The organism is Methanobacterium petrolearium (assembly GCF_017873625.1).
In the GTDB taxonomy this organism is placed as follows: Archaea; Methanobacteriota; Methanobacteria; order Methanobacteriales; family Methanobacteriaceae; genus Methanobacterium; species Methanobacterium petrolearium.
The window spans coordinates 91951-114470 of record NZ_JAGGKL010000003.1; the positions used below are offsets into that span (position 1 = coordinate 91951).

The 22520-nt window shown below is 35.3% G+C and carries 22 protein-coding genes and 1 tRNA gene; 17 read left to right on the forward strand and 6 right to left on the reverse strand.

Features of this window, described 5'->3' with window-relative positions; all coding sequences use genetic code 11:
* Positions 1 to 475: 475 nt before the first annotated feature.
* Together J2743_RS03655 and tsaA are read right to left on the reverse strand one after the other, a co-directional pair.
* Entirely contained in the window at positions 476 to 1051 is a 576-nt protein-coding gene (locus J2743_RS03655; RefSeq protein ID WP_209625212.1) for a hypothetical protein, read from the reverse strand.
* A 209-nt stretch (positions 1052 to 1260) separates the two neighbouring features.
* The gene (gene tsaA / locus J2743_RS03660; protein ID WP_209625213.1) at positions 1261 to 1656 is read right to left on the reverse strand and encodes a tRNA (N6-threonylcarbamoyladenosine(37)-N6)-methyltransferase TrmO; all 396 of its coding nucleotides are present in this window, start codon (positions 1654 to 1656) and stop codon (positions 1261 to 1263) included.
* A gap of 1424 nt (positions 1657 to 3080) precedes the next feature.
* Here tsaA and J2743_RS03665 point away from each other — a divergent pair.
* From J2743_RS03665 to J2743_RS03690, 6 genes are all read left to right on the forward strand, one after another.
* On the forward strand, positions 3081 to 3395 hold the full coding sequence (locus J2743_RS03665; RefSeq protein WP_209625214.1) for a hypothetical protein: 315 nt from the start codon (positions 3081 to 3083) through the stop codon (positions 3393 to 3395).
* Between the two features lie 125 nt (positions 3396 to 3520).
* Positions 3521 to 4030 carry a type 1 glutamine amidotransferase domain-containing protein gene (locus J2743_RS03670; protein WP_209625215.1) on the forward strand — a complete coding sequence of 170 codons (510 nt, stop codon included), beginning with the start codon at positions 3521 to 3523 and terminating at the stop codon, positions 4028 to 4030.
* A gap of 110 nt (positions 4031 to 4140) precedes the next feature.
* Complete coding sequence (locus J2743_RS03675) at positions 4141 to 7596, forward strand: PAS domain S-box protein (protein ID WP_209625216.1); 3456 nt, start codon at positions 4141 to 4143, stop codon at positions 7594 to 7596.
* Positions 7597 to 8040 (forward strand): response regulator, encoded by a 444-nt coding sequence (locus tag J2743_RS03680; RefSeq protein ID WP_209625217.1) that lies wholly within the window; start codon positions 7597 to 7599, stop codon positions 8038 to 8040. It abuts the gene before it with no gap.
* A gap of 16 nt (positions 8041 to 8056) precedes the next feature.
* On the forward strand, positions 8057 to 8974 hold the full coding sequence (locus tag J2743_RS03685) for a PAS domain-containing response regulator (protein ID WP_209625218.1): 918 nt from the start codon (positions 8057 to 8059) through the stop codon (positions 8972 to 8974).
* A gap of 195 nt (positions 8975 to 9169) precedes the next feature.
* A tRNA-Gln gene (locus J2743_RS03690) sits at positions 9170 to 9241 on the forward strand.
* Between the two features lie 141 nt (positions 9242 to 9382).
* Here J2743_RS03690 and J2743_RS03695 read toward each other — a convergent pair.
* On the reverse strand, positions 9383 to 9556 hold the full coding sequence (locus J2743_RS03695; RefSeq protein ID WP_209625219.1) for a hypothetical protein: 174 nt from the start codon (positions 9554 to 9556) through the stop codon (positions 9383 to 9385).
* A gap of 447 nt (positions 9557 to 10003) precedes the next feature.
* On the opposite strand from J2743_RS03695, the gene J2743_RS03700 reads away from it, so the two are divergent.
* On the forward strand, positions 10004 to 10357 hold the full coding sequence (locus J2743_RS03700) for an ArsR/SmtB family transcription factor (RefSeq protein ID WP_209625220.1): 354 nt from the start codon (positions 10004 to 10006) through the stop codon (positions 10355 to 10357).
* 415 nt (positions 10358 to 10772) lie between these two features.
* Positions 10773 to 11465, forward strand: coding sequence for a hypothetical protein (locus tag J2743_RS03705; protein ID WP_209625221.1), 693 nt, complete (start codon positions 10773 to 10775; stop codon positions 11463 to 11465).
* 128 nt (positions 11466 to 11593) lie between these two features.
* Here the strand turns inward: J2743_RS03705 and J2743_RS03710 are convergent, their stop codons facing one another.
* Positions 11594 to 12307 (reverse strand): hypothetical protein, encoded by a 714-nt coding sequence (locus J2743_RS03710; RefSeq protein WP_337972109.1) that lies wholly within the window; start codon positions 12305 to 12307, stop codon positions 11594 to 11596.
* A gap of 363 nt (positions 12308 to 12670) precedes the next feature.
* On the opposite strand from J2743_RS03710, the gene argB reads away from it, so the two are divergent.
* The 9 genes from argB (at position 12671) to J2743_RS03755 (ending at position 20190) form a co-directional block, all read left to right on the forward strand.
* Complete coding sequence (gene argB, locus J2743_RS03715; RefSeq protein ID WP_209625223.1) at positions 12671 to 13552, forward strand: acetylglutamate kinase; 882 nt, start codon at positions 12671 to 12673, stop codon at positions 13550 to 13552.
* 127 nt (positions 13553 to 13679) lie between these two features.
* Positions 13680 to 14336: a DUF166 domain-containing protein gene (locus tag J2743_RS03720; protein ID WP_209625224.1), complete on the forward strand. Its 657-nt coding sequence runs from the start codon at positions 13680 to 13682 to the stop codon at positions 14334 to 14336.
* Between the two features lie 110 nt (positions 14337 to 14446).
* On the forward strand, positions 14447 to 15457 hold the full coding sequence (argC, locus tag J2743_RS03725; protein WP_209625225.1) for an N-acetyl-gamma-glutamyl-phosphate reductase: 1011 nt from the start codon (positions 14447 to 14449) through the stop codon (positions 15455 to 15457).
* A 144-nt stretch (positions 15458 to 15601) separates the two neighbouring features.
* Entirely contained in the window at positions 15602 to 16096 is a 495-nt protein-coding gene (locus J2743_RS03730; RefSeq protein WP_209625226.1) for a flavodoxin family protein, read from the forward strand.
* Positions 16097 to 16175: 79 nt separating this feature from the next.
* Positions 16176 to 17015, forward strand: a complete 840-nt coding sequence (locus tag J2743_RS03735; RefSeq protein WP_209625227.1) for a protein translocase subunit SecF — start codon at positions 16176 to 16178, stop codon at positions 17013 to 17015.
* Positions 17012 to 18220: a preprotein translocase subunit SecD gene (locus tag J2743_RS03740; RefSeq protein ID WP_209625228.1), complete on the forward strand. Its 1209-nt coding sequence runs from the start codon at positions 17012 to 17014 to the stop codon at positions 18218 to 18220. The genes J2743_RS03735 and J2743_RS03740 overlap by 4 nt, the downstream gene beginning before the upstream one ends.
* 243 nt (positions 18221 to 18463) lie before the next feature.
* Positions 18464 to 18931 carry an aspartate carbamoyltransferase regulatory subunit gene (gene pyrI / locus J2743_RS03745; protein ID WP_209625229.1) on the forward strand — a complete coding sequence of 156 codons (468 nt, stop codon included), beginning with the start codon at positions 18464 to 18466 and terminating at the stop codon, positions 18929 to 18931.
* A 242-nt stretch (positions 18932 to 19173) separates the two neighbouring features.
* The gene (locus tag J2743_RS03750; RefSeq protein ID WP_209625230.1) at positions 19174 to 19584 is read left to right on the forward strand and encodes a secondary thiamine-phosphate synthase enzyme YjbQ; all 411 of its coding nucleotides are present in this window, start codon (positions 19174 to 19176) and stop codon (positions 19582 to 19584) included.
* A 219-nt stretch (positions 19585 to 19803) separates the two neighbouring features.
* Positions 19804 to 20190: a hypothetical protein gene (locus J2743_RS03755; protein ID WP_209625231.1), complete on the forward strand. Its 387-nt coding sequence runs from the start codon at positions 19804 to 19806 to the stop codon at positions 20188 to 20190.
* Between the two features lie 127 nt (positions 20191 to 20317).
* Here the strand turns inward: J2743_RS03755 and pheT are convergent, their stop codons facing one another.
* Together pheT and J2743_RS03765 are read right to left on the reverse strand one after the other, a co-directional pair.
* The gene (pheT, locus tag J2743_RS03760) at positions 20318 to 21985 is read right to left on the reverse strand and encodes a phenylalanine--tRNA ligase subunit beta (RefSeq protein ID WP_209625232.1); all 1668 of its coding nucleotides are present in this window, start codon (positions 21983 to 21985) and stop codon (positions 20318 to 20320) included.
* A 170-nt stretch (positions 21986 to 22155) separates the two neighbouring features.
* Positions 22156 to 22512 (reverse strand): hypothetical protein, encoded by a 357-nt coding sequence (locus J2743_RS03765; RefSeq protein ID WP_209625233.1) that lies wholly within the window; start codon positions 22510 to 22512, stop codon positions 22156 to 22158.
* Positions 22513 to 22520: the final 8 nt, after the last annotated feature.

Sequence of the window (22520 nt, forward strand, 5' to 3'; positions counted from 1 at the left end):
CCATTACAAACCAAAATACCTTTGGGGGTTCTACAAATAAGATTTTCATTTACATCAACTGTTTTATCGTTAATCAATCCTTATTTACGATTTTTCGTAACTCATTTTATTTATGTTGATTTTTTTAGGAACCATAACAATGGATTCATCCATCGTTGATATATTTTTAGTACCTTAAATTTCCTTATATTTGTCTTTTAGTTATGTTTCAGAACTTTAACAGCTTAATATGGGTTACAATAGAAATTTGTGGAATAGTAAAATTGATATGTCTGTTTAAATCAATTAGTAATGTGGGTACATGGAATAAGTGAGATGTAATAATGACTTGGGTGACTTTAGCAACGTTACTGGTGATTTTGGTCGTGTTCCTGCTTTTATTTATAAGGTATTATCTCCTATATCGGAAAGGTGCACAATCATAGTTCCCATTGGCATAGATCAAATAAGTAGATTTTTATAGAGTTTAAGTTGCCTAATAGGTCCACACTGGTATTTCTTTCCATTTTGCTTTGAATGTTTTGAGGGTTTGAATTATTAAGGATGAATTGAAACGATCCACCATTAAAACTCCTTTACCTAATTTTTCGGCGTTAATTTTGCTGACAATACCTGGATATTCTTTTACTATGCGCTGCCCATTCTTTTTGTAAGTAGATATTCCACCATATAAAGCTCGGTTTAATTTATTTCTATGGTTTTGATCCATTTGAGTGGTATCATATGAGAGGATCACACGTGATTTCAAATTTAAACCTTCAGCAGATACAGTGAATGCTTTACCATGGAGAAGAACTCCTTCTCCACTCATTGCTGCCTTGAATTCCGGATTGTTTTCCAACTCATCAAGGGTGATTTGACAAATTCTAAACTTACCATCTACCAGGTTTTCTACCTCTTCTACGGAAGTTTTTGATTTATTAGAATAAATAACAATCAAGTCAACATCTTTTAATGTTTTTGAAGATGCAGCACCTGGAGAAATAATGGAAATAACACTTTTCACTTTTTTTATTTTTTTAGTAAGCTCAAAGGCTATTTTTAAGTCCATTTACTCCATCTCCTTTGAAAGAAATTAACAGATCAAATTATAAATTTGATAAAAAACTACAATCACATTTAACTGTTATATTGATACACGGAACATAAGTAGTTTTCATAAAAAATTGGTTTAAAAAAATTCAATAAAAATATTTAAAGTGAGTGAATAATGGATTTAGTCATTTTCCCTAAAAAGTGTTAAATGAAAATTGATAGAGTTTATGGACAGTCTATGTCCGCCACAAATGGTTTGATATCCAGAACTGGGCTTTCATCCAATGCATCTAATCCTTTAACAGTTAAAACATTTCCTTCTTTTTTTACCAGTTTAACTGTGCATAATGCCAGGGGATTGGGACGTATTGGTGCTCTAGTGGAAAATAAACCTGTTTTCTTTTTCTTTCCATATGGGACAACTCTCATGGATGCTGGTCCGGCACGATCCAACCAGTAAATTATTATAAGGTTTGACCAGTTTTCGATTCCATCTAAACCCTCTGAATATTCTTCAAAAATCGTTATATCGCTTATTTCTTCTGAAAATCGTCCTTGATGCGGGGAACCTTCCTTAACTTTAAAAGGAGAGTTAACTAAACCTATAGCTTTGAGTTTCATAATTCAACCACTTATTAATTATCTAGTTTCAGTTCAGTTAAATCTATGGGGACAATTTAAATTAATACAAGAAATTTAATTCAAAAACAACTCCCCATTCAGGAGTAAACAGTTCTTTAACTGAATGAAAATTTTTAGATCTAGAAAAAAAATAATTGAAAGACATATTGTATGCATGAAATATAGTTAATGGAATTATGAATATTTAACAAGAAAAAAAAGTTGTATATCAAATCAATGGAGAACCCGCAAGGGTTGTTTGAATGGGGAGTTTTGGTTGGGCCCTGCGGGTATGATTTTAGGGAGGCAATTAGTAGATATTGCTATTGCTTCTCCATTGATCGTGGTTTAATAAAGTATTTACAAATTAAACTTGGATAACATCCCTTATATAGATTGCGGAGCCCAGAAAAAAATTATATTGGAATATTAAGGAATTATAACAAAAAAATTCGTTTGAAATAATTTTTTCATCAGTTGAGATTTTTGATGAGTAATATCAAGTTAAGTGAAATTTACTTCCAATATCATGCAAAATTAATAAAATTTTGTTGTTGGGTTAAAATACTGATCAAGGTAATATTAAAGGCGTATTTCGAATTAATGGCTTGGTTCACTTTTTGATTTATCACCACTTAATATCTTTTTTATATTATGTAGTCTTTTTCCATTTTCAGAAGTTTTGGCTGATTTCCTGGGCGAATTTGTCCTAATTTTCCCAAAAATATTTTCACCCCCTTAGGCAATAATTTTTTTTCACAGAATCTTAAAGTTTAATGTGACAGCGTTCACAGAGGAAATAAACAATACTCCCAACCGATTCTCCCAGTACACTGGAGCATATAAAAACCAAAAATGTACCAGACCACTACCCTTAATTTAAACCTTCGCTGTAATGACTAGTAACAAAACAATTATCATCTTCCACTCAAACACGGTTATACCAGCTTTCATTATGGTATACTACCAATTAATATATTTTTTCAGAAATCATTGACGATTTATACAACTCAAAAATGATTTTAAATGAACGATTTTAAATAAAATCAATATGATGAATGTTAGTTATTTGTATTAATACAAATGTTTAAATACAATGCTGATATAAACTGTAATTAAATGAATTAGACTCACTATAAGGTTTGTCCAAGAGTCAATGAAACTCATGCCTTTATACCGTCTCCGAAAAAAACTTGGCATGGCAACGTCTCTGAGGCTTAAAAAACCTCAGGGACTAATTAATATGTAAACTTTTTTTTTAAAAAGCTTTTTTATAAAATCCTGAGCCCTATTATCTAATTAATACCATTACAAACATTTGACTATTTAAAGTGTATCATTACAAAATTTTTTTAAAGTGTATCATTACAAAATTTTCAAAAAATTTATCCATTACACTGTTATAAAATGAAATAGGTGATAAAATGGCAGATCCTAACAAATCAATATACACAAGTTCACTGGATGTTAAAGATAAAAATGGAGATATTCTGGGAGCGGTATGTGTTTCACCTTCAAAGGAGATTGGCAAAAGGGACATACTTTTAATGGATGAGAAAACTGGAACCCAATCTGTTAGAAGCACAACTGAACTGATTAATATGTTGTCCAAAAAGAATGTTTCTTTTGAAGATAGAAAAATTGTGTTAGATTTTCTAGCCGAAAGACTAAGAGTTTTAGAACAAGAATTGGCATTCAACACCTTGAAAACATTGAAAGAAGCTGAAAATAAGAAATAAAAACCCATTATAACGTAACATATAACCAGCTAAAATCTGAATCATTCAATATTAAAAATATCCTAAAATCATAAATATATTTTTTATCAAAAATTACAAACTCAATTTATACTGGAGATGATGATATGTCCATAATCGGTATAATCATCACAGATATGTTTGAAGATGTGGAATACACTGAACCTGCAGCTGCTTTCCAAAAAGCAGGCCATCAAATTGTTAGTATTGGGCTTGAAAAAGGGAAAACCGTTAGGGGTAAACGAAACCAAACACCAGTTAAGATAGATAAAAGTTTAGATGAAGTTACCCCCCTTGATTTTGATGCAATTTTAATACCTGGAGGCTATTCTCCTGACATCCTCCGTGGTGAAGAGAGAGCCGTCGAATTTATTAAAAATTTCTTTGAAACGGGTAAACCAATTTTTGCAATCTGTCATGGGCCACAACTCCTAATAACAGCTAAAGTTTTAAATGGTATGAAAGTTACAGGCTGGAAATCAATCATCCAGGATATAAAAAATGCCGGTGCTGAATATGTTAACCAGGAAGTAGTGGTTGATGACAACCTTATATCCAGTAGAGGGCCTGAAAACATCCCTGCATTTATAAAAACAAGTTTGGAAAGGTTGAAGTAAAAATTAGAGTAATATCCTTACCCCTAGTTTAACTTCACCATATCAATACAACTAACAGATGAAAAAAATAAACTCATTACATTAAACCATTACCCAATCAAAAGGAGGGGGTGGAGGTTACTAAAGACCATGAAGTTAATAAATTAACTAAAAAAATTAGTAATGCAGTAATTAGATGGGACTCTATTATTGATGGCTCTCCTTTCCCTCAATTTGTAATTGACAAGGATCATAATGTTATTTACTGGAACAAAGCCCTGGAAGAATACAGTAAAATCAAATCCGCAGACATAATTGATACCGAAGAGCACTGGAAAGTATTTTACAGTGAAAAAAGACCATGTCTGGTTGATTTATTAGTAGACGAAGATTTTGAAGGTATTGAGTACTGGTTTTCTGATAGTTATAAAAAATCTGAACTTGTAGATGGAGCCTACGAAGCTGAAAGTTCAGATACAATTAAAGGTAAAAAAAAATTCCTACGTTTCACTGCATCACCTATCAAAGATGATGAAGGTAATATAATAGGCGGTTTAGAATCTTTTGAAGATATTTCAAAGCGTAAAACAGCAGAAAAAAATCTTAAAAAGAGTGAAAAAAAGTTCAGAAGTCTAGTTGAAAACCTTAATGTAGGAGTGTGCCGTAACACCAATGATATAGATGGTCACTTTATTCAGGTGAATCCTGCTTTTGCCAGAATGTTCGGGTATGATTCTGTAAGTGAACTCATGCAGATTAAAGTTTCAGACCTTTATTACAATCCTCAGGAAAGAAAACAATTCGTAAAAGAGATAAATCAAAATGGTTTTGTCTTAAACAAAGAATTGCATTTAAAAAAGAAAAATAACAACACCATATATGTTTCGGTATCAGCACAAGCCCATTATAATAAAAATGGAGCTGTAGACTGGATCGATGGAATAATTGAAGACATTACCCAGCAAAAACAAGCAGAAGATGAACTTCGTCACACTAATGAATGGCTTGGATTTGCCCAAAAGGCTGCAAAAAGTGGTTTCTGGGATTGGAATATCACAAACAACACATTAACCTGGTCTTCAGAGTTTTATGAACTTTTTGGATTGGTTTCCACCGCCGAACCTTCATTTGATACTTGGTTAGAGTTATTACACCCTGATGACCGTGAAACAGCCATTGAAAAAATGAACCACGCCATAGAAAAATACGAATTCCTTGAAAATGAGTATCGTGTGATTAAACATGATGGAAATCAAATCTGGATAAGTGCATTAGGTTCTACACTTTATGATGAAAAGGGTAATGCAGAAAAAATGACTGGTATCTGTCTAGATATCACTCATCGTAAAGAAGTTGAAGATAGACTTAAAACTAAAGCGCAATTACTTAATTTAACCCATGATGCAATTTTCACCCGTGATCTAAATGATAGGATTACCTTCTGGAACTTAGCTGCCGAAAAAACATATGGCTGGACCCAAGAGGAAGCGTTAGGTGAAAAAATTCATGATCTGTTCCACACTCAATTCACAACCCCCTTAAATGAAATAAAAGCTGAAGTGTTAAAACACGGCCATTGGGATGGTGAACTAACTCACACCAAACGTGATGGATCTAAAATTATTGTTTCAAGTAGATGGTCCATCCAAAATGATGAAAATGGTAAACATATTGGGTTCATGGAAGTGAACAACGACATAACCCAACGCAAAAAAGCAGAAAATAAAATAAGTGCAGCCAAAGAGCGTTACTGTTCTATTGTCCAACATCTTAATGATGGATTTATTATTCATGATTTTAAAGGAAAAATCTTTGACTGCAATGAAAACGCAGCCCGCATGTTTGGTTCTACCAAAGAAGAAATGAAGACTTCTCATCTTAATGAATTTAGTACAGCAACCACTCCAAACTTCTCAGAACGTGTTGATCAATTAATAAAAACAGGAAATTTTGAATTTGATGGGAAATATAAGCGTGAAAATGGTAATGTATTGTATTATAATGTCAAAGCCAGCATTGTTTCTTTTGAAGATGATGGTCGGATTCAAAGCTTCATCCGGGATACAACAAAGCATACACTAGCTGAAAAAGCCTTAAAAGAAAGTGAAGAAATGGCTCAAAAACGACTTGCTGAGATTGAAGCAATTTACGATTCAGCACCTATTGGATTATGTGTATTTGATTCTGATTTATGCTATGTGCGTATAAATAATCGTCTGGCTGAGATAAATGGCATACCTATTGACGAACATATTGGAAAAACTGTGGGTGAAGTTGTACCAGATCTAGAAGACCAAGCTATTGCAGTAGCCCAAGAAATTTTTGAAACAGGAAATACTGTTCTAGGCAGGGAATTCAATGGAATAACCCCTGCCAAACCAGGTGTGATTAGAACGTGGATAGAGCAATGGTACCCTATTAAAAATTCCAATGGTCAGATTTTGGGTATCAATGTGGCAGTGCTTGAAATTACTGATATAAAAAAGGCAGAAAAAGCCCTAAGAGAGTCAGAAGAAAAATTACGTCTGGCTATTGCAGGAGCTGATGCTGGAATGTGGTTCTGGGATCTTAAAAATAATGAGTTAGAGTGTACTGATCGTTGCAATGCTATTTTTGGTATAGAAAAAGACCCCAAAATTTCATACGATCTGTTTTTAAATGCAATACATCCTAACGACAGGAAGATAGTTAATAATGCTTTTGAAAAGTCTTTAGACAATATTAACGAACTTAAATTGGAAATAAGGGTTTTATGGCCTGATGAATCACTTCACTGGGCATATTTAATTGGAAGAGTATATCCTGATAATAAAGGTAATCCTAAAGAGATGATGGGTATTGTGATTGATATCACTGACCGTAAAACCGTTGAATCAGAACTGCGAGAAACTTTAAAACAACTTAAAAGGTCTAATGCTGAATTAGAGCAGTTTGCCTATGTGGCTTCACATGACCTTCAGGAGCCCCTTAGAATGGTTATCAGTTTCTTACAACTTTTACAACGTCGTTATGACAACCAGCTCGATTCTGATGCAAATGAGTTCATACATTTCGCTGTAGACGGTGCAACTCGCATGCAGGAACTGATTAACGACCTTTTAACTTATTCTCGTTTGGGTCGTGACACAGTAAAAATTGAAGATGTGGATACTGAAGATATTATAAAACAGATCCTCATCGATTCTAAAGTTTTAATTGAAGAAACCCATACTCTCATAACTTACCAAGATCTTCCCATGATTAGAGCGGATTACACCCAGATGGTACAGGTTTTCCAGAACCTGATTGGTAATGCTATAAAATATCAAGATAACCAACAACCAAAGATCCACATATCTGCAAAAAGAAGTGGTAAAGACTGGATTTTCAAAGTAAATGATAATGGTATTGGTATTGATCCCAAACATGGAGATCGTGTATTTAGAATATTCCAACGTCTCCATGGAAGAGATGAATATGAAGGTACTGGTATTGGCCTGGCCATAGTCAAAAGGATAATTGAACAACATGGAGGTATGATCTGGTATGAATCCGCACAAGGTCAAGGATCAAAATTTTATTTCACTATACCCACAGGAGATGATTAAATGAGGATTAAAACGATCAGACCAGTGAATGTGATGTTGGTAGAAGATAATCCTGGAGATGTGCGTTTAATCCAGGAAGTTTTCAAAGAAGCCAAGATTAAAAATCTTCTACATGTGGCCCAAGATGGTGAAGAAGCCATGCAGATGTTAAATCATAATGGAAAAAACATTCTTCCCCAAATCCCTGATCTGATACTACTTGATTTGAACTTGCCTAAAAAAGATGGAAGAGATGTATTAATAGAAATAAAAAATGATGAACGGTTAAAATGTATTCCTGTTGTGATTCTAACCAGTTCCAGTAGGGAAGAGGACTTAATAGAATCATATAAAAACAATGCCAACTGTTACATACCAAAACCTGTTGAATTAGACCAATTAATCCGAGTAATCCAGAACATAGGGAATTTCTGGCTTGATATAGTTACATTACCACCCAGATAATTAATTGGTGATTATTATGAATAACAATGAAATTAAAGTCCTTCTAGTTGAGGATAACCCCGGTGATACCGCACTTATCAGGGAAATGTTTCTGGAAATCCCTAAAATTAGTTTTAACGTTTCACAAGCTGAAAATCTTAAAGATGCATTAGACGCTGCTCATCATAATCACTTTGATATTATACTTTTGGATCTTCATTTACCAGACAGTCATGGAACTAGAACCTTTACCAGTGTCCAGCAAGTTGCACCGCACATCCCCATAATAATACTCACCGGTCTTGAAGATGAGGAATTTGGAATCAAACTGGTTGGTGAGGGTGCTCAGGACTACCTGGTTAAAGGACAGGTGGACAGCCTAATACTGGCACGTTCCATCAAATACTCCATTGAAAGAAAACATATACTAAGTAAACTGAGGGAAAATGAAGAAAAATACCGATCCATGATTGAAAAAATCCATTCAGGAGTATTTTTAATTAATTTAAGAAATCAATTAAGTTACGTTAATCGGGAAATGGCCAAAATGTTAGGTTACAATGTGAAAGAGATGATCAATAAAGATATTTCCAATTTCATCAAACCGGATGGAGAATCAATATTCAATGATCATCTACATAACATTACAAAAAGAACAAAAGAAAAGGAAAATCTGGCCCAAACCTACGAACTGGAATTCATAAAAAAAGATGGAACTACGTTATGGGGTTTAGTATCCACAAACCCGGTATTCAAACCTAACAAGCAATATTTAGGTGCCATATCAATCATAACTGATATCAGCTCACGTAAAGGAATAGAAAAATCATTGATGACTGCCATGATCGAGAAAGATAGAGATTTCTTTCTTATAATGGGTAACATGGTAGAAGCCATGAAACCTTTAATTCAAGAAAACCATGATGTTATAGAATTTGAAGATAAATTCACATGATTTTTGTAAGCTATCTCCTTCTATTAAATCCTAACCCCTTTAGTGTACTATGAAAATTTAAGTAATGCTATTAAATCAAAATTTTCTTCAATAAAATGAAATGTTATAACCCATAACATAGTTGAACATACTAAGTTGAAGCAATTTCAACTAGAGCTAAAAGTTTATATACAAAACTGGACAATTAATTTTTTTAGTCCCTTGGTGTAGTGGCAATCATGTGAGACTCTGGATCTCGCGACAGCGGTTCGACTCCGCTAGGGACTATTTCTTTGGTTTTTAATACGTTTCTACTTAAAACTATTTCTACCAATTAGATTAAAAATAATCAATCTATCCATTTTTGACAATCAAACCGGTTTGTTCCTTTAATAAGTAATGTCTTTAATCAAGTAATGGCTATAGCATTTATTCAACAGCACCCATCATTGCAGTTTCTAACTCTTGTTTAGGATCACGCCTTTTAGAACTTTTTTTGGACTTTTTTATGGTTGTTTTACCTATTAATTCCGGTAAACTACCATCAAAGGTATTTAACTTGAATATTTTCACTTTTTCGCCCAATTTTTTCTTTTTAGGCATTGAACCACCACCCTATAATTATGATTTTTAGGTAGAAAATAGTTTAACTAGAGGGAAAATTTAACATGTCTTAGCAAGTGCCCCCTGCTATAAATGGCTAATGGACTTCATCAGTGAATTCTATTCAACTAAAAAAACTCATAAACTTCATTAATGAATTCTAATCTTTCATCATGAAAATCTACACAGTTTTAGTTTAGCTCTTTTTTTTAAATTATAATTTTTCCGTCTTTCATATTGGATAATTTTCCATCTTTCATCCTGGATAAAAACCATTTTAAACAAATTGGAATGACATTATGATGTGAACAATGTTAAATAAGTATTAAAATTATCCCTTCAATGTTCTAGTTTAAAAAATAAATTAACAGTCCAACAATTAATTATATATTGTACTAAGGTGGATAAGTAAATAAAAAGTATTTAGAGAACAAAAAAGGGATTCTAATGAAAAATGATGATGTTTGTGAAATTCATTGTATTAATGAAAACTCTGTAAGGGAAGTTAAATCACAAATGCTCCCAGATGAAACATTTCACCGGATCTCAAATAATTTCAAAGTACTCAGTGATCCCACTAGAGTCAAAATACTCTATGCATTAATCCAAAAAGAAATTTGTGTATGTGATCTAGCCGCTGTTCTGAATATAACTGATTCAGCAGTATCACATCAACTCAGATTATTAAGGCACCAAAACATGGTCAAATTCAGGAAAGAAGGTAAAATGGCATATTACTCAATATCAAACAATCATATAGTTGAAATGATAAAATTGGCATCAGCAAATACTGAAAAATAAACAATAAAGAAAAATAAACAATGGAATAATTATAGATTATATACAAAAACGAAAGTTTTATTATAACCAATGTATAATTGAATTTAAATAGGTTGGTCTGCAATATAGATGAATTGGATAAATTTAATATGTGAATAATGTATAATATAATTAAATAATGTAAAAAGAATATAGACAAATTTTATTTATTAATTGAATGACATAATTGCTGGTAGTTGTATCAATAGAATGATATTACTTTAAAATAAATATAGACGATTTTTAAGATTTTGGGGGGAATAGACTACTTAATATAAAAATAATACATGGCAAGCAAGACTATATAAAAAATCTAGATAAAATTAGGGGACGGCTTAAAAAACGATGTTAAAAAGAAATTAATGAATAATACATTTCCTGTAGGAGAGATAATTTAATGAAATGGTCCTTAGTTGCACTGGCAATTTTCCTTTTAATAGTAGGCTACTCATACGTTGCGACCATGGATGGTCCAATTACCCCAGAGGGCAGGCTCGCGTTTGTAAAAGTCGCCAACCCTGACATGTACCCCGGACACTTACACTCCCAACTATTAGCTAAATTTGCCAATGAAAGTGGTTCCAAATCAATTCTGGTTGTGCACTTCGCAGGTAGTTCAAATTACCGTAATTATAAGGAAGGTGATGTGGAGATACTCGAACTTGCCTTCATAGACGCCAATGGAACAGGAGCTACCGGTGATACCAACTACTGGGATTCACTTAAAATAGCAATATTCGGCGCTCCTGAAGGTCGATATAAATACAAAACAGATGGAATCGTTTTTGACAACCTCACCAGCGCCTTAAACTACCTGTATGGTATTGCAGAAGAAAATGGTCAGGAAGGCCCCATACCCATGTACTGGCATGGTACAGCCCGTAAAGACAATCCCATATTTTCTCAGGGATGCGGATTCCCCTTATACTTTGACATAACCCGACAACTGTACGGAATCATACCTGCTTGGATTTACACACTAAAAGGTATGTTAGTACCTTACTTTAAAGATCCGTATGCTAATTATGAGCTGTCGCACTATTCAGAACTTCAAAACTACTATCAACGGGGTATGATTGATTTCACTTAGGATTGATGAAAAAAGGAATATTACCCATTATTTATTATTTTTTATTCCTTAATCATTATCCTCCCATTTTTATCGGTATTTCTTCCACATTTGATCTACAGATCCTTAATTGATTTTTAAAAAAAATTTTAGGAGTGTTTATTCCTTTCCAATGATTCAAATATAAATCGAGGTTTACATCCATATTTCTTAATACATGACCTGATTTGCTCCTCATCAACATCTTTAAAGTTGTTTCTCACAATCTGCATGGTTTCGGCTTCTGTGTAGGATATTCGGATAACTTCAAAAAACCGACTAATAATGAAAACAAATATCTGCGAAAAGATATGGAAATCTGTTAAAAGATCATATTTAACGCCTCTCATTCTGAAAACAAAAGCTGTCTGAATTACAACATTTATTTTTTCAAGGTCCTTCCGATGCTTCAGAAACTCCATTAAAATACCAAAATAAAATGGAAATGTGTCAAAACCTTTATTTAAAGACCAGAGGCTAAGACCAACTTTATCTCCATCAATAAATTCAGAATCAAGAAGTTTATCAGCTAATAAAATGAGGTCATATTCCTGTACTTTCTTATAAACCTCTTCATTAGTTTTTACACTAAGATCTTCTCTGAGTGTTCTGTAAAATTCTGTGAAAACCTCAGAAGAGCTCATATCATGATTATCTAAAAAAAGTATGGGATCATAAACATTCAAATCAAGACTTTTTAAGGCAGAATAAATATTAGCTGATTTACCAGTCCCAGGACTCCCTATGATCAACACAAACATACCCTTACGGTTCTTCATGCTACGAAACATACGGTATATCTTTCTAAAGGATCGGGTATACACAAAATCCCCATTGTCCCATTCTGATTTCACCTTATAATCTGCCATGTTATTATTATAGGCTTACATATAAATCCACTTTATATTCCACAGCTTATTGGAAAAAGGAAATATTGAAATGATACTATAATGGATTTAATAAGGTATTTTGTACACAAGATTAATAATAAACTAAATTCATAATGAGTCTTATAAAAATAGGAGAAAATCAATAAAAGGATAATCAATAAATTTACACTTTATCCAAAATAATAGTTGTCGGATAAAATAACTTGTTGTTTGATTAGCTCAAATACAACAATAATCATATAATGATGGAAAAATTGTGATTGAAAATCTTTTTTAGAATATAAATAGGTGTTTTAAATGGAAACAGTTAACATTCTCATTGAAGCCTTACCCTACATCAAAAAATTCCACCATAAAAAGATCATGATTAAATACGGTGGTCACGCCATGATCGATTCTGTTGCCAAAAGCTCCACAGCCCGTGATACTGTTCTATTGAAATATGTGGGAATGAAACCCATAGTAGTACACGGAGGAGGACCTGAAATCTCCCGTTCCATGAACAAACTAGGTAAAGAACCAAAATTCATCGGCGGACTTCGTGTAACCGATCAGGAAACCATGGATATCGTGAAAATGGTCCTCGTTGGCAAGATAAGCACCGAAATCGTGTCTAACATCGGATTACATGGTGGTAAAGGAGTGGGACTTTCAGGTAAGGATAATATGCTCCTAAAAGCTCGTAAACGCTCCCCCCAGGTCGTGGTGGACCAGGAAACAGGTAAAGAACAGATGGTTGATTTGGGCCTGGTGGGGGAGATTGAATCAATAAACCCTGAAATCCTCAAAGTTATGACTGAAAATGATTACATACCAGTTATCAGCCCCATAGGAGTAGACGATAAGGGCGAAACATTAAATTTAAATGCCGACACCGTGGCCGGGGAAGTCTCCGGCGAAGTTGGGGCAGAAAAACTTATAATACTTACCGATGTCCCTGGAATTCTCAGGGAACATTCAGACCCTGATAGTCTAATTAGAAAAGTTAGCATCGAGGAAGTACTGGAACTTATTGATGATGGAACTGTCCGGGATGGTATGTTACCAAAAGTGCTGACTTGTATCAGTGCCCTGGAAAATGGAGTTAAATCAGCCCATATAATCGATGGGAGAATAAAACATAGCATACTACTTGAGATCTTCACCAAAGAAGGTATTGGAACCATGATCACCAGATAAGTTCCAACAAACTTACCACCTTTTTTTAAATATTGATATTTCCATATAACATTTTTACTGAGTTTAAAATTATTCATAAAAACTTAAAGTTATTTGAAATCTATATAAATTAACAGGAAGTTTCAAAGTGAAAATATCGATTGTAACTGATGGATCATATGGTGAACGGGCCCATGCAACTATTAAAGAAGAATTCAACTGTGATTACATCATGATGGATGCACCAACATCCACGTTTATGGATGAAATTGATCTTCCATCTGAAACCCTTGCACAACTTGAAAATGCAGACATAATTATAACCTACACTTTACATCCAGATTTAACACTAGATTTGGTTGATGCCCTGCATGATAAAGTGGAATGGATAATAGTGGGAGCTTGGAGGGGTGATGGTTTCAAAAACCAGTTAGAAAAATATGGAAATGTAACCTGCCCTGAAAACATGTGTGATCTTTCTGAAAATGGTAACCCTATCTTTGATGAATTTGTATCCAAATTTGGACAACCAATAGTCAGAGTAAACTGCCAGGGTGATAAGGTGGTTGACGTAAAAGTTTTAAGATGCTCTCCATGTGGCAGCACCAGATTTGTTGCTGAGGAGATGGTGGGGGAACCTACAGAAACCCTACCAGTTAGGGCAGGACTTCGAATACAACATTATCCATGTCGAGCACCCAAGATGAGACTTTTCGCCGATGATGAATGTAAGAAAGAACTTGCTGCTAATTTCCATAAAAAAGCCTTTGAAAATGCCCTAAAAAAGGATAACAATGCTGATTAAATATAATAGTGGAAATTACCAGCCCCTTAATCCAAATTACATGATGAAAATAATTATTTAAGGGTAATGATTTAATAGGCACTTTGCTAAAAAGTAACAATGTGAGAAATATGTTAGAAGTAGCGATTATTGGAGCCAGTGGTTACACCGGAGGAGAACTTTTAAGGTTTCTTGATGTTCACAGCAAAGTGGAAGTAGTTGCAGCCACTTCCCGACAGTATGCAGACACTCCCATAAGAAAGGTACATCCTCACCTGCATGATCTGGATTTAAATTTTTTAGATAAATCACCATCAGATTTGGATGTTGATTTGGCCTTCACCGCCACACCTCACGGCGCTTCCATGAATATTGTTCCCGAACTAGTAGAAAAAGGAATCAAAGTGGTTGATCTCAGTGGAGATTACCGATTCGATGATATTGCTATTTATGAGAAATGGTACGGTTTAAAACATAAAAAACCGCTGGAAGCTGTTTATGGATTACCCGAGATGTATCGAGAGGAAATTAAACGAGCTTATCTTGTTGCTAACCCTGGATGCTATCCCACTGGTGCCATACTAGCTGGCATTCCCCTGGTAAAAAATGGTATCACTGACACTCTAATTGCTGACTCTAAAAGTGGAGTGAGTGGTGCTGGGATCAATCCAACCCCAGTTACACATTACCCCAACATTGGTGACAATCTGGTACCATACGCAGTGACCACACACCGCCACATGCCTGAAATCCAGGAAAAACTACAAAAATACGGAAATGTTCGCGTATCATTCACTCCACATCTAATACCTGCTATTAGGGGGATTATAACCACATTACATTGTTTCCCAAATAAAGAAATTACTCCATCTGAAGTTCAGGAAATATATAAAGAGGAATATCAAAATGAACCATTCATCCGGGTGCTTGAAGAAGGTGAAATTCCAAGATTAAGTTCCGTGCGTGGATCAAATTTCTGCCATATTGGCTGCTTTGAAATTGATGAAAACGGTAGATTAGTTGTTATTTCTGCTATTGATAATCTGGTTAAGGGTGCTTCAGGTGTGGCAGTTCAAAATATGAATCTTATGTGCGGATTCCCCGAAACAATGTCCCTGGAAGCTGTGGGTTTACATCCCTAAACCTTTATAAACTTTGATCCATATAATTTATGAAAAGATCGTGAAAGAATAAAGTGAAAAACTCTTACTAATCACCGATACTCAATTTATTCTTCCTATAAACCTTTAATACTTCCAATAAGAATTATGTTGGTTGAGGTAAATATGAAAATAATTGTTTTGTTTTATTCAAGGAGTAGGAAAACGGCTCTGGTGGCCAAGATCCTAGCCAAGGAAGTGAATGGAGATACTCAGGAAATAATTGACCTGAATGATAGACAGGGCCCATTAAACTATTTAAAGGCTTCAGTGGATGCTTTTCGTGAAAATAAGACTGTAATCAAGCCAGAAACAGTAGATCTCACAAATTATGATCTAATCTACTTGGGAAGTCCCACATGGGCAGGTAAACCAGCACCAGCAATTATCACCCTCATTGACCACTGTAATTTCATTGGTAAAGATGTTATTTTATTTGCCACCATGGGTGGCTCTGGTGGTCAGAAAGTTATCAACCGCATGAAAGAAAAAATAGAACCCCGGGGAGGGCGAATGATTAAATCATTCCTGGTGAAAACTGGTGGCAAGAAAATGGAAGAATTGGTTGAAGATGTTAAAGAAATCATCCGAGATGAAGATCTCCCTATATATGGAATATAAATTTAACATATTATGACAAGGAATTAAATTTATAATAATAAATTAATCTTGAGATAAATAGTTAAAACTGGTGATTTAATTGATAAATTATGAAAGATTCTTAGAATCCTACAAACCCCTCATCGCTGTTCCAGTGGTAATCACCATTATCGCTTTGATATTAGTAGCCACTCTTGGACTTCAGCAAGGCATAGAACTTAAAGGTGGAACTACTGCCGTGGTACAACTGGAAAAACCCATTAGTCAAAATGAATTAGACACATTGATTAGTGAGGGTATGTCCACACAACAGGTTGATGTTACAATTAGTAACAATCAGGCCAATGTGGAAATCGCTGGTGATGTCAGTATTGTTAAATTAACATCTGTCCTGGAGGGAACAGGGAATATAACCAGCTATCATTCAGTTGGTCCGGTATTGGGTAAAGAATCAATGACACAAGTATACTATGCACTTGCTTTCGCATTCATCTTCATGAGTATAACTGTTTTCATAATTTTCCGAAATTTCGTGCCCAGCTTAGCAGTTATATTCGCTGCCCTCTCTGACATTATAATTGCCCTAGGTGGTATGGCCCTATTCGGAATCCCCCTTTCAGTAGCTTCAGTAGGAGCAATACTCATGTTAATTGGTTACAGTGTAGACACTGACATCCTGCTCACCACCCGAATCCTTAAAAGAAAAGAAGGCACAGTAACTGAAAGAGCTGTAGAAGCCATTAAAACAGGTTTAACCATGGCAGCCGCAGCCATTGGTTCTATGGTGGCGCTTTACCTGGTAGTGGTATTCATGATCCCTGCTGCCCAGACCTTGGCTGATATAGCTGCCGTGTTGATCATCGGTTTAACCGCAGATATTCTGGCCACCTGGCTTATGAACCTTGGAATACTTAGATGGTACGTGGAGGCACGAAAATGAAATACGATAAATTCATCAAAGACAAACGGTTCATTCTTCTTGTCGTGCTGGTCATTGGGAGTATAGCTGCTATTTCAGTTTTTGGTATCCAGCAAGGGCTGGATCTTAAAGGCGGATCAGTAATACAGCTTCAGCTTGAAAAACCAGTGGACACCACCACCATGAACACAGTTACCGCTGTTCTGGATAAAAGGCTGAACATATTTGGTGTTAAAGATGTTAAGGTATACTCCAGTGGAAATCAGAATGTAATTGTGGAAATTGCTGGTGTGGAACCAGAGGATGTTGCCAAGATCGTGGGATCTAATGGTAAATTTGAAGCCAAAATTAACAACCAAACTGCCCTGGTAGGATCTGATATCACCAGTGTACAACCATACCAGGTTACTGGAACCGAGTGGCAGGTTCCCTTTAAAGTATCTCTGGAAGGTGCCAATCGTTTTGCTGAAGTAGCTGAAGGTCAGGCTGGCACTCCTGTAGAGATGTACCTTGATGACCAACTCATAACATCACCAGAACTTTCTGCAGAACTGGCCAATGGACAACCATCCACTGAAGTGATGATCAGTGGTGCTGAAAGCACCAAAGAAGAGGCACAGACAGAAGCTAAGAGTATTCAAACATTATTACAATCTGGTGCTCTCCCTGTTAAAGTGGAAATTGTTGGTGTTAGCAGTGTTTCAGCCGAACTTGGTGATCAGTTTATAAACGGAGCAATCGTAGCTGGATTATTAGCACTGGTGGTTATTGCAGCCATTATAATTCTAAGATACCGTACACCATTACTGGTTATTCCCATTATGTTAACCAGTATCGCAGAACTCATCCTGGTATTGGGAACTGCTGCTGTAATACACTGGAACATTGACCTGGCAGCAATTGCCGGTATACTGGCAGCCATTGGTACTGGTGTAGATGACCAGATCATCATCACCGATGAAGTGCTTAAAGGATTCCAGGAGAAAAAACGCTTTTCCGGTGTTCGCAACCAGATAAAGAAAGCCTTCTTTATCATATTCGCTGCTGCAGGTACTCTCATTGCGGCAATGTTGCCTCTGGCATATATTGGTTTCAGTAGAGGAGCCACTGGAATAGGTGTTCTGTCTGGATTTGCATTCACCACTGTCCTGGGAGTGCTTGTTGGAATTTTCATCACCAGACCAGTTTATGCTAAATTTGTTGAACTAATGTTGGATAAACGATAACAAAAAAAATCTTTATCCAAACCTTTTTTAATTTTTTAAAGATTAATTTCATGCAATTCATTACTTTATACAGTTTATAGTTTGAAAATTTATGTAACTCCTTATTTTATCACTTTCTAGTTGAAGAAAGGTTTAACAGATCATAAATCATTTTTTTAACATTTACCAATCAGTTGGATTAATGGATAATCTTATAAAATATTATTTGAATAAATAATCTTATAGAACTGGTAAGGGTGAAGTATGAAAACTCCTAAGGAATTGAAGGTAAAGCCCATTAAAAATGGTACGGTTATTGATCATATAAGTGCAAATAACGCCCTTAAAGTCCTTAAAATATTGGGGCTTCCTCGCCCAGAGACTGGATTGACCCTGGCCATGAATGTCCATTCCAGTCAGATGGGAAGTAAGGACATTGTCAAGATAGAGGGAAGGGAACTTGCATCAAGAGAAGTGGATGAAATTGCCCTTATAGCCCCCCAAGCTACAATAAATATTATAAGAAATTATGAAATTGTGGGAAAAGGTAAAGTTACTCTTTTAGATGAAATTAACAGTATTTTAACTTGTTCTAATCCCAACTGTATCACCAACACCAATGAACCGGTTGAAACTCGCTTCATTGTGCTAAACAAGGAACCTTTGATCCTTCGCTGTCATTACTGTGAACGAATCATGGATCAAAGTGATGTTGAAACCCAATTCAAGTAATTTAATATCCATAGAGTTCCATGGAGTAGGATATCTAGAGACATGTTCGAGACATATTCATTGTTATAGTAGCGAAATTATTCATTAGACATAATCGTTTTTATCGAGACATAAATATTCATTTTTATTCAAATCCATCCATATCTGATTAGTAACAAACTAATCGCATTTCCATTAACCATTTATAAAAAAAGGTATTGGTGATGATTATGGAATAATATGGTAAAAAGGGGGACAATATAATGAAAAATGCACGCGAAATAATAGAAATCAGAACTTCCCAGAGGGTTGAAATATTGGATATCACCAGGGAAGTTGAAGGGATTTTGTCACAGTTTGGTGTTAAAGAGGGATTGTTAAATGTGTACAGCCGCCATTCCACATCAGGGGTAGTTATAAACGAAAATGAATCTGGTTTAATTTCTGATTTTCAGATGGCCCTGGAAAAAATCATTCCTCAAGGTGCAGGTTACCATCACGACCGTATTGATAATAATGCAGACAGTCATATCCGAGGATTCTTAATAGGGGGTAGTCAAACCGTACCTGTGGAAAATGGTACGATTATGCTGGGCACCTGGCAGAGTATTTTCTTTGTGGAACTGGACGGACCACGACAAAGAAAACTAACAGTGACAGTTATGGGTGAATGAAAACATTGGCATTAAACCAATGCTCATCAAGAAGCTCATCAAGAATGTACTTAAATATAATGAAAAACATGAATTAAAAGAAAATTAAAAAGAAAAACATGAATTAAAAGAAAATTTAAAAGAAAAACATGAATTAAAAGAAAATTAAAAAGAAAAATATGAATTAAAAAGGAATTAAAAGAATAATATGGATTATACGGGAAATAAGGGGTAAAATAAATGATTACATTGGTTACCAACATAGAAAATTCCCACTTTGAAGAGGCATTAACCAAAACCATGGCACAGAAAGTGGTTTTCATCTACGAATATCCTGCTGATAGAGATAAGTTTGAAACTCTATTTTCTGATTTGGATCTCTCAGAAGATCACGAACGTGAATATCATCATCAACCATTGGATGATCTGAAAATTGCCTCTGAGCAACTTAGGAAAATACTTTCAATTGCATTCAATGAGAGTTCAGATATTTATTTCGCCCTGAAACCAGGGGCACTGGGTTTGCAAATCCTGCAAACAGCCCAACAATTTGATATTAAAAGTATTAAAAGGATTTATGTGATCCAGGGCGATAAATTAGATGATTTCAAGGCATGTGTTTGGTAAAAGCATGATAATCAGCTATATCTCCTAAATCTAAGAAAATCCTAAAAATCTAAGAAAAATTCCAAAAAAAGTCCTAATGATCATTTAAAATTTTTAATATCTTTTCATAAAAAATTTTAAAAAAAAATTATAATTTTGTAAATTCAACTTCCATTGCCACCACTGGGTATTCCAGTTGGAAATTGGTGATGACCTCGGGATTCATCTCACCAAAGTATCCTGTGACCATAACCTCAGATGTTCCTTTTTTCACACCATTTAGCTGGGCACATCTTCCCATGATGAAGCTGGGATGATCAGAGTCTTGGATTTGCATTTCCAGGCCCAGATTATTTATGAATGAGTCAGTGATGGATTTGATCTCGGTGAAGTTTGCCTGGGAATGGGTTACCATGCATGCCATCTTTTTAACTCCAAATGTCTTTGTCTCTTTTTCTGCATCAAGGAAAACTGTTTCCCCTACTTCAAAGATTTTCTGAGGAAGTTCTTCATGCTTGTTATCCTCCAAAAATTCCAGTAGACCATTCAAGAGGCTCTGGCGGATCATGGTCCGATCCTTACTGATGGGCTGAGCAACTTCCACTCTCTCGGTCTCAGGGAGTTTCATCTTCTGGTAGTGATTTTCCTCATTGGTGAGCATGAGACTCATTACCTCTGCAAAGTCCAATCCATTCATAATTTCTCGGACATTCTGGTCGAAATCTATATAGAGATCTTCCCTGGCCACAGTAGCCACCTGAGGAAGTTCTGGAGTGATCTTACGGAAACAGTACCCTATAGCAACGTTTTCTATAATGTCCACTTCGTGAAGGATGTCCACCCGGTACGGGGGAATTAAAACCCGTACTCTATCTTTATCAATGACTTCAGCACCCAGTCGTACAGTGCGTAAAGCTTCCGCCACTTTTTCTGATGTTAATTGGATTCCAATAAGTTTTTCAGCATTTCGAACACTTACCATGCGTTCTTTTGGTGTTAAATCCGGTCTGGTGAGTGTTTCATCAGGGTATATGTTTTCCATAGTCTGGATCTGTGCACCGGCTTCTGCGAAACTGGTGGCAATTATGTTCAAAGTACGCTCCACTGCTTGCTGGTCAGTTCCAGTAACATCCACAAAAAGATTTTTAGTATCAACCGTTAGTTTGGTGAGCTCTCCGTTGATAATGGGTGGCATTGAAAGTATATTATCTTCTGAATCCATGATCAATGGGTACCGGTTATATTGATCTATAAGGTGAGCGTAGTCCTTTCCTTTCTTGTGTTGTTGTAGGATTTCCCGGAGAGTCATCTTTTCGTTCATTTCAAGGGGTACAAAGGACATTTCATCAGGATCAGCAGCCATATAACGGAATGGTCCTTTCAGAACGTCCAGATTGTGGATACCTATGGCTACCTTTTTCCTGTCCCGGCCTATGACCCAGTGAAGGTCTTCCTGAAAGTCCATGACCTGGCGGAGTTTGTTTTCATTGAGTTTTATGCCTAGTACCAGGCAGCATGCAGTGTAAGGTCGAATGTCCTTCAGTCCAGGATCAATGGTGATGCTGGTACCGGATGGTTCCATTTGATAGTGAGGCAGTCCCTTTTCTATTTCTAAAAATCCCTTAAGTTCCCTGGCAACTCCTTCCACACTCAAATAATCAGGGCGGTTAGGGAAAAACTCCACTTTGACCTGTTCATCGTCATAATTCTCAATGTCACTGGCTATCATAGGTAATAAATCAATGAGTTTTTTCTGGTCTATTTTTTGATCTAATAATTCCTCTAAATCATCGTAGGTAAATGTTATAACAGGCATATATTTTTCCTCATTTTCTACTTTATTCCATCAAGTTTAAATTCATTTAGTAAATTCAATATTATTCTAAGATTTAAACCCCAAAATAGATTTAATGAAATTAATTAATTAAATCCAATTTTACGAATTATGATACCATTAAACTCAATAATAAGCTCCGTTAAGTTTTATTATAGGCCCAAGACCATTATAAAGAATAATGATTCAATTACGAAGTGAAAAGCACGATGTTGTAGGCGGTTCATTTCCAGTCCGGCAGCCTCTTGGTACAAGTCAACAACCAGATGGATGGTTGCAGCTAAAAATCCCACCTCCAATGATAAGAAAAGAATTGATAAAAGGACAAAGTGGAAAATAGCCTCCAATACTTCATGAACTATCCACATTGCAATGTTAGAATTGGTAATTTCATGGATTAACCCTGCCAATAAGACATAGAAATCAAAAAACAGTTTCCAGAATATTTGGGTGTGCACTTCATCACTTATGGCCAGGATAACTGCAATGTAGAACCATAACATTTCCATTTCACAAT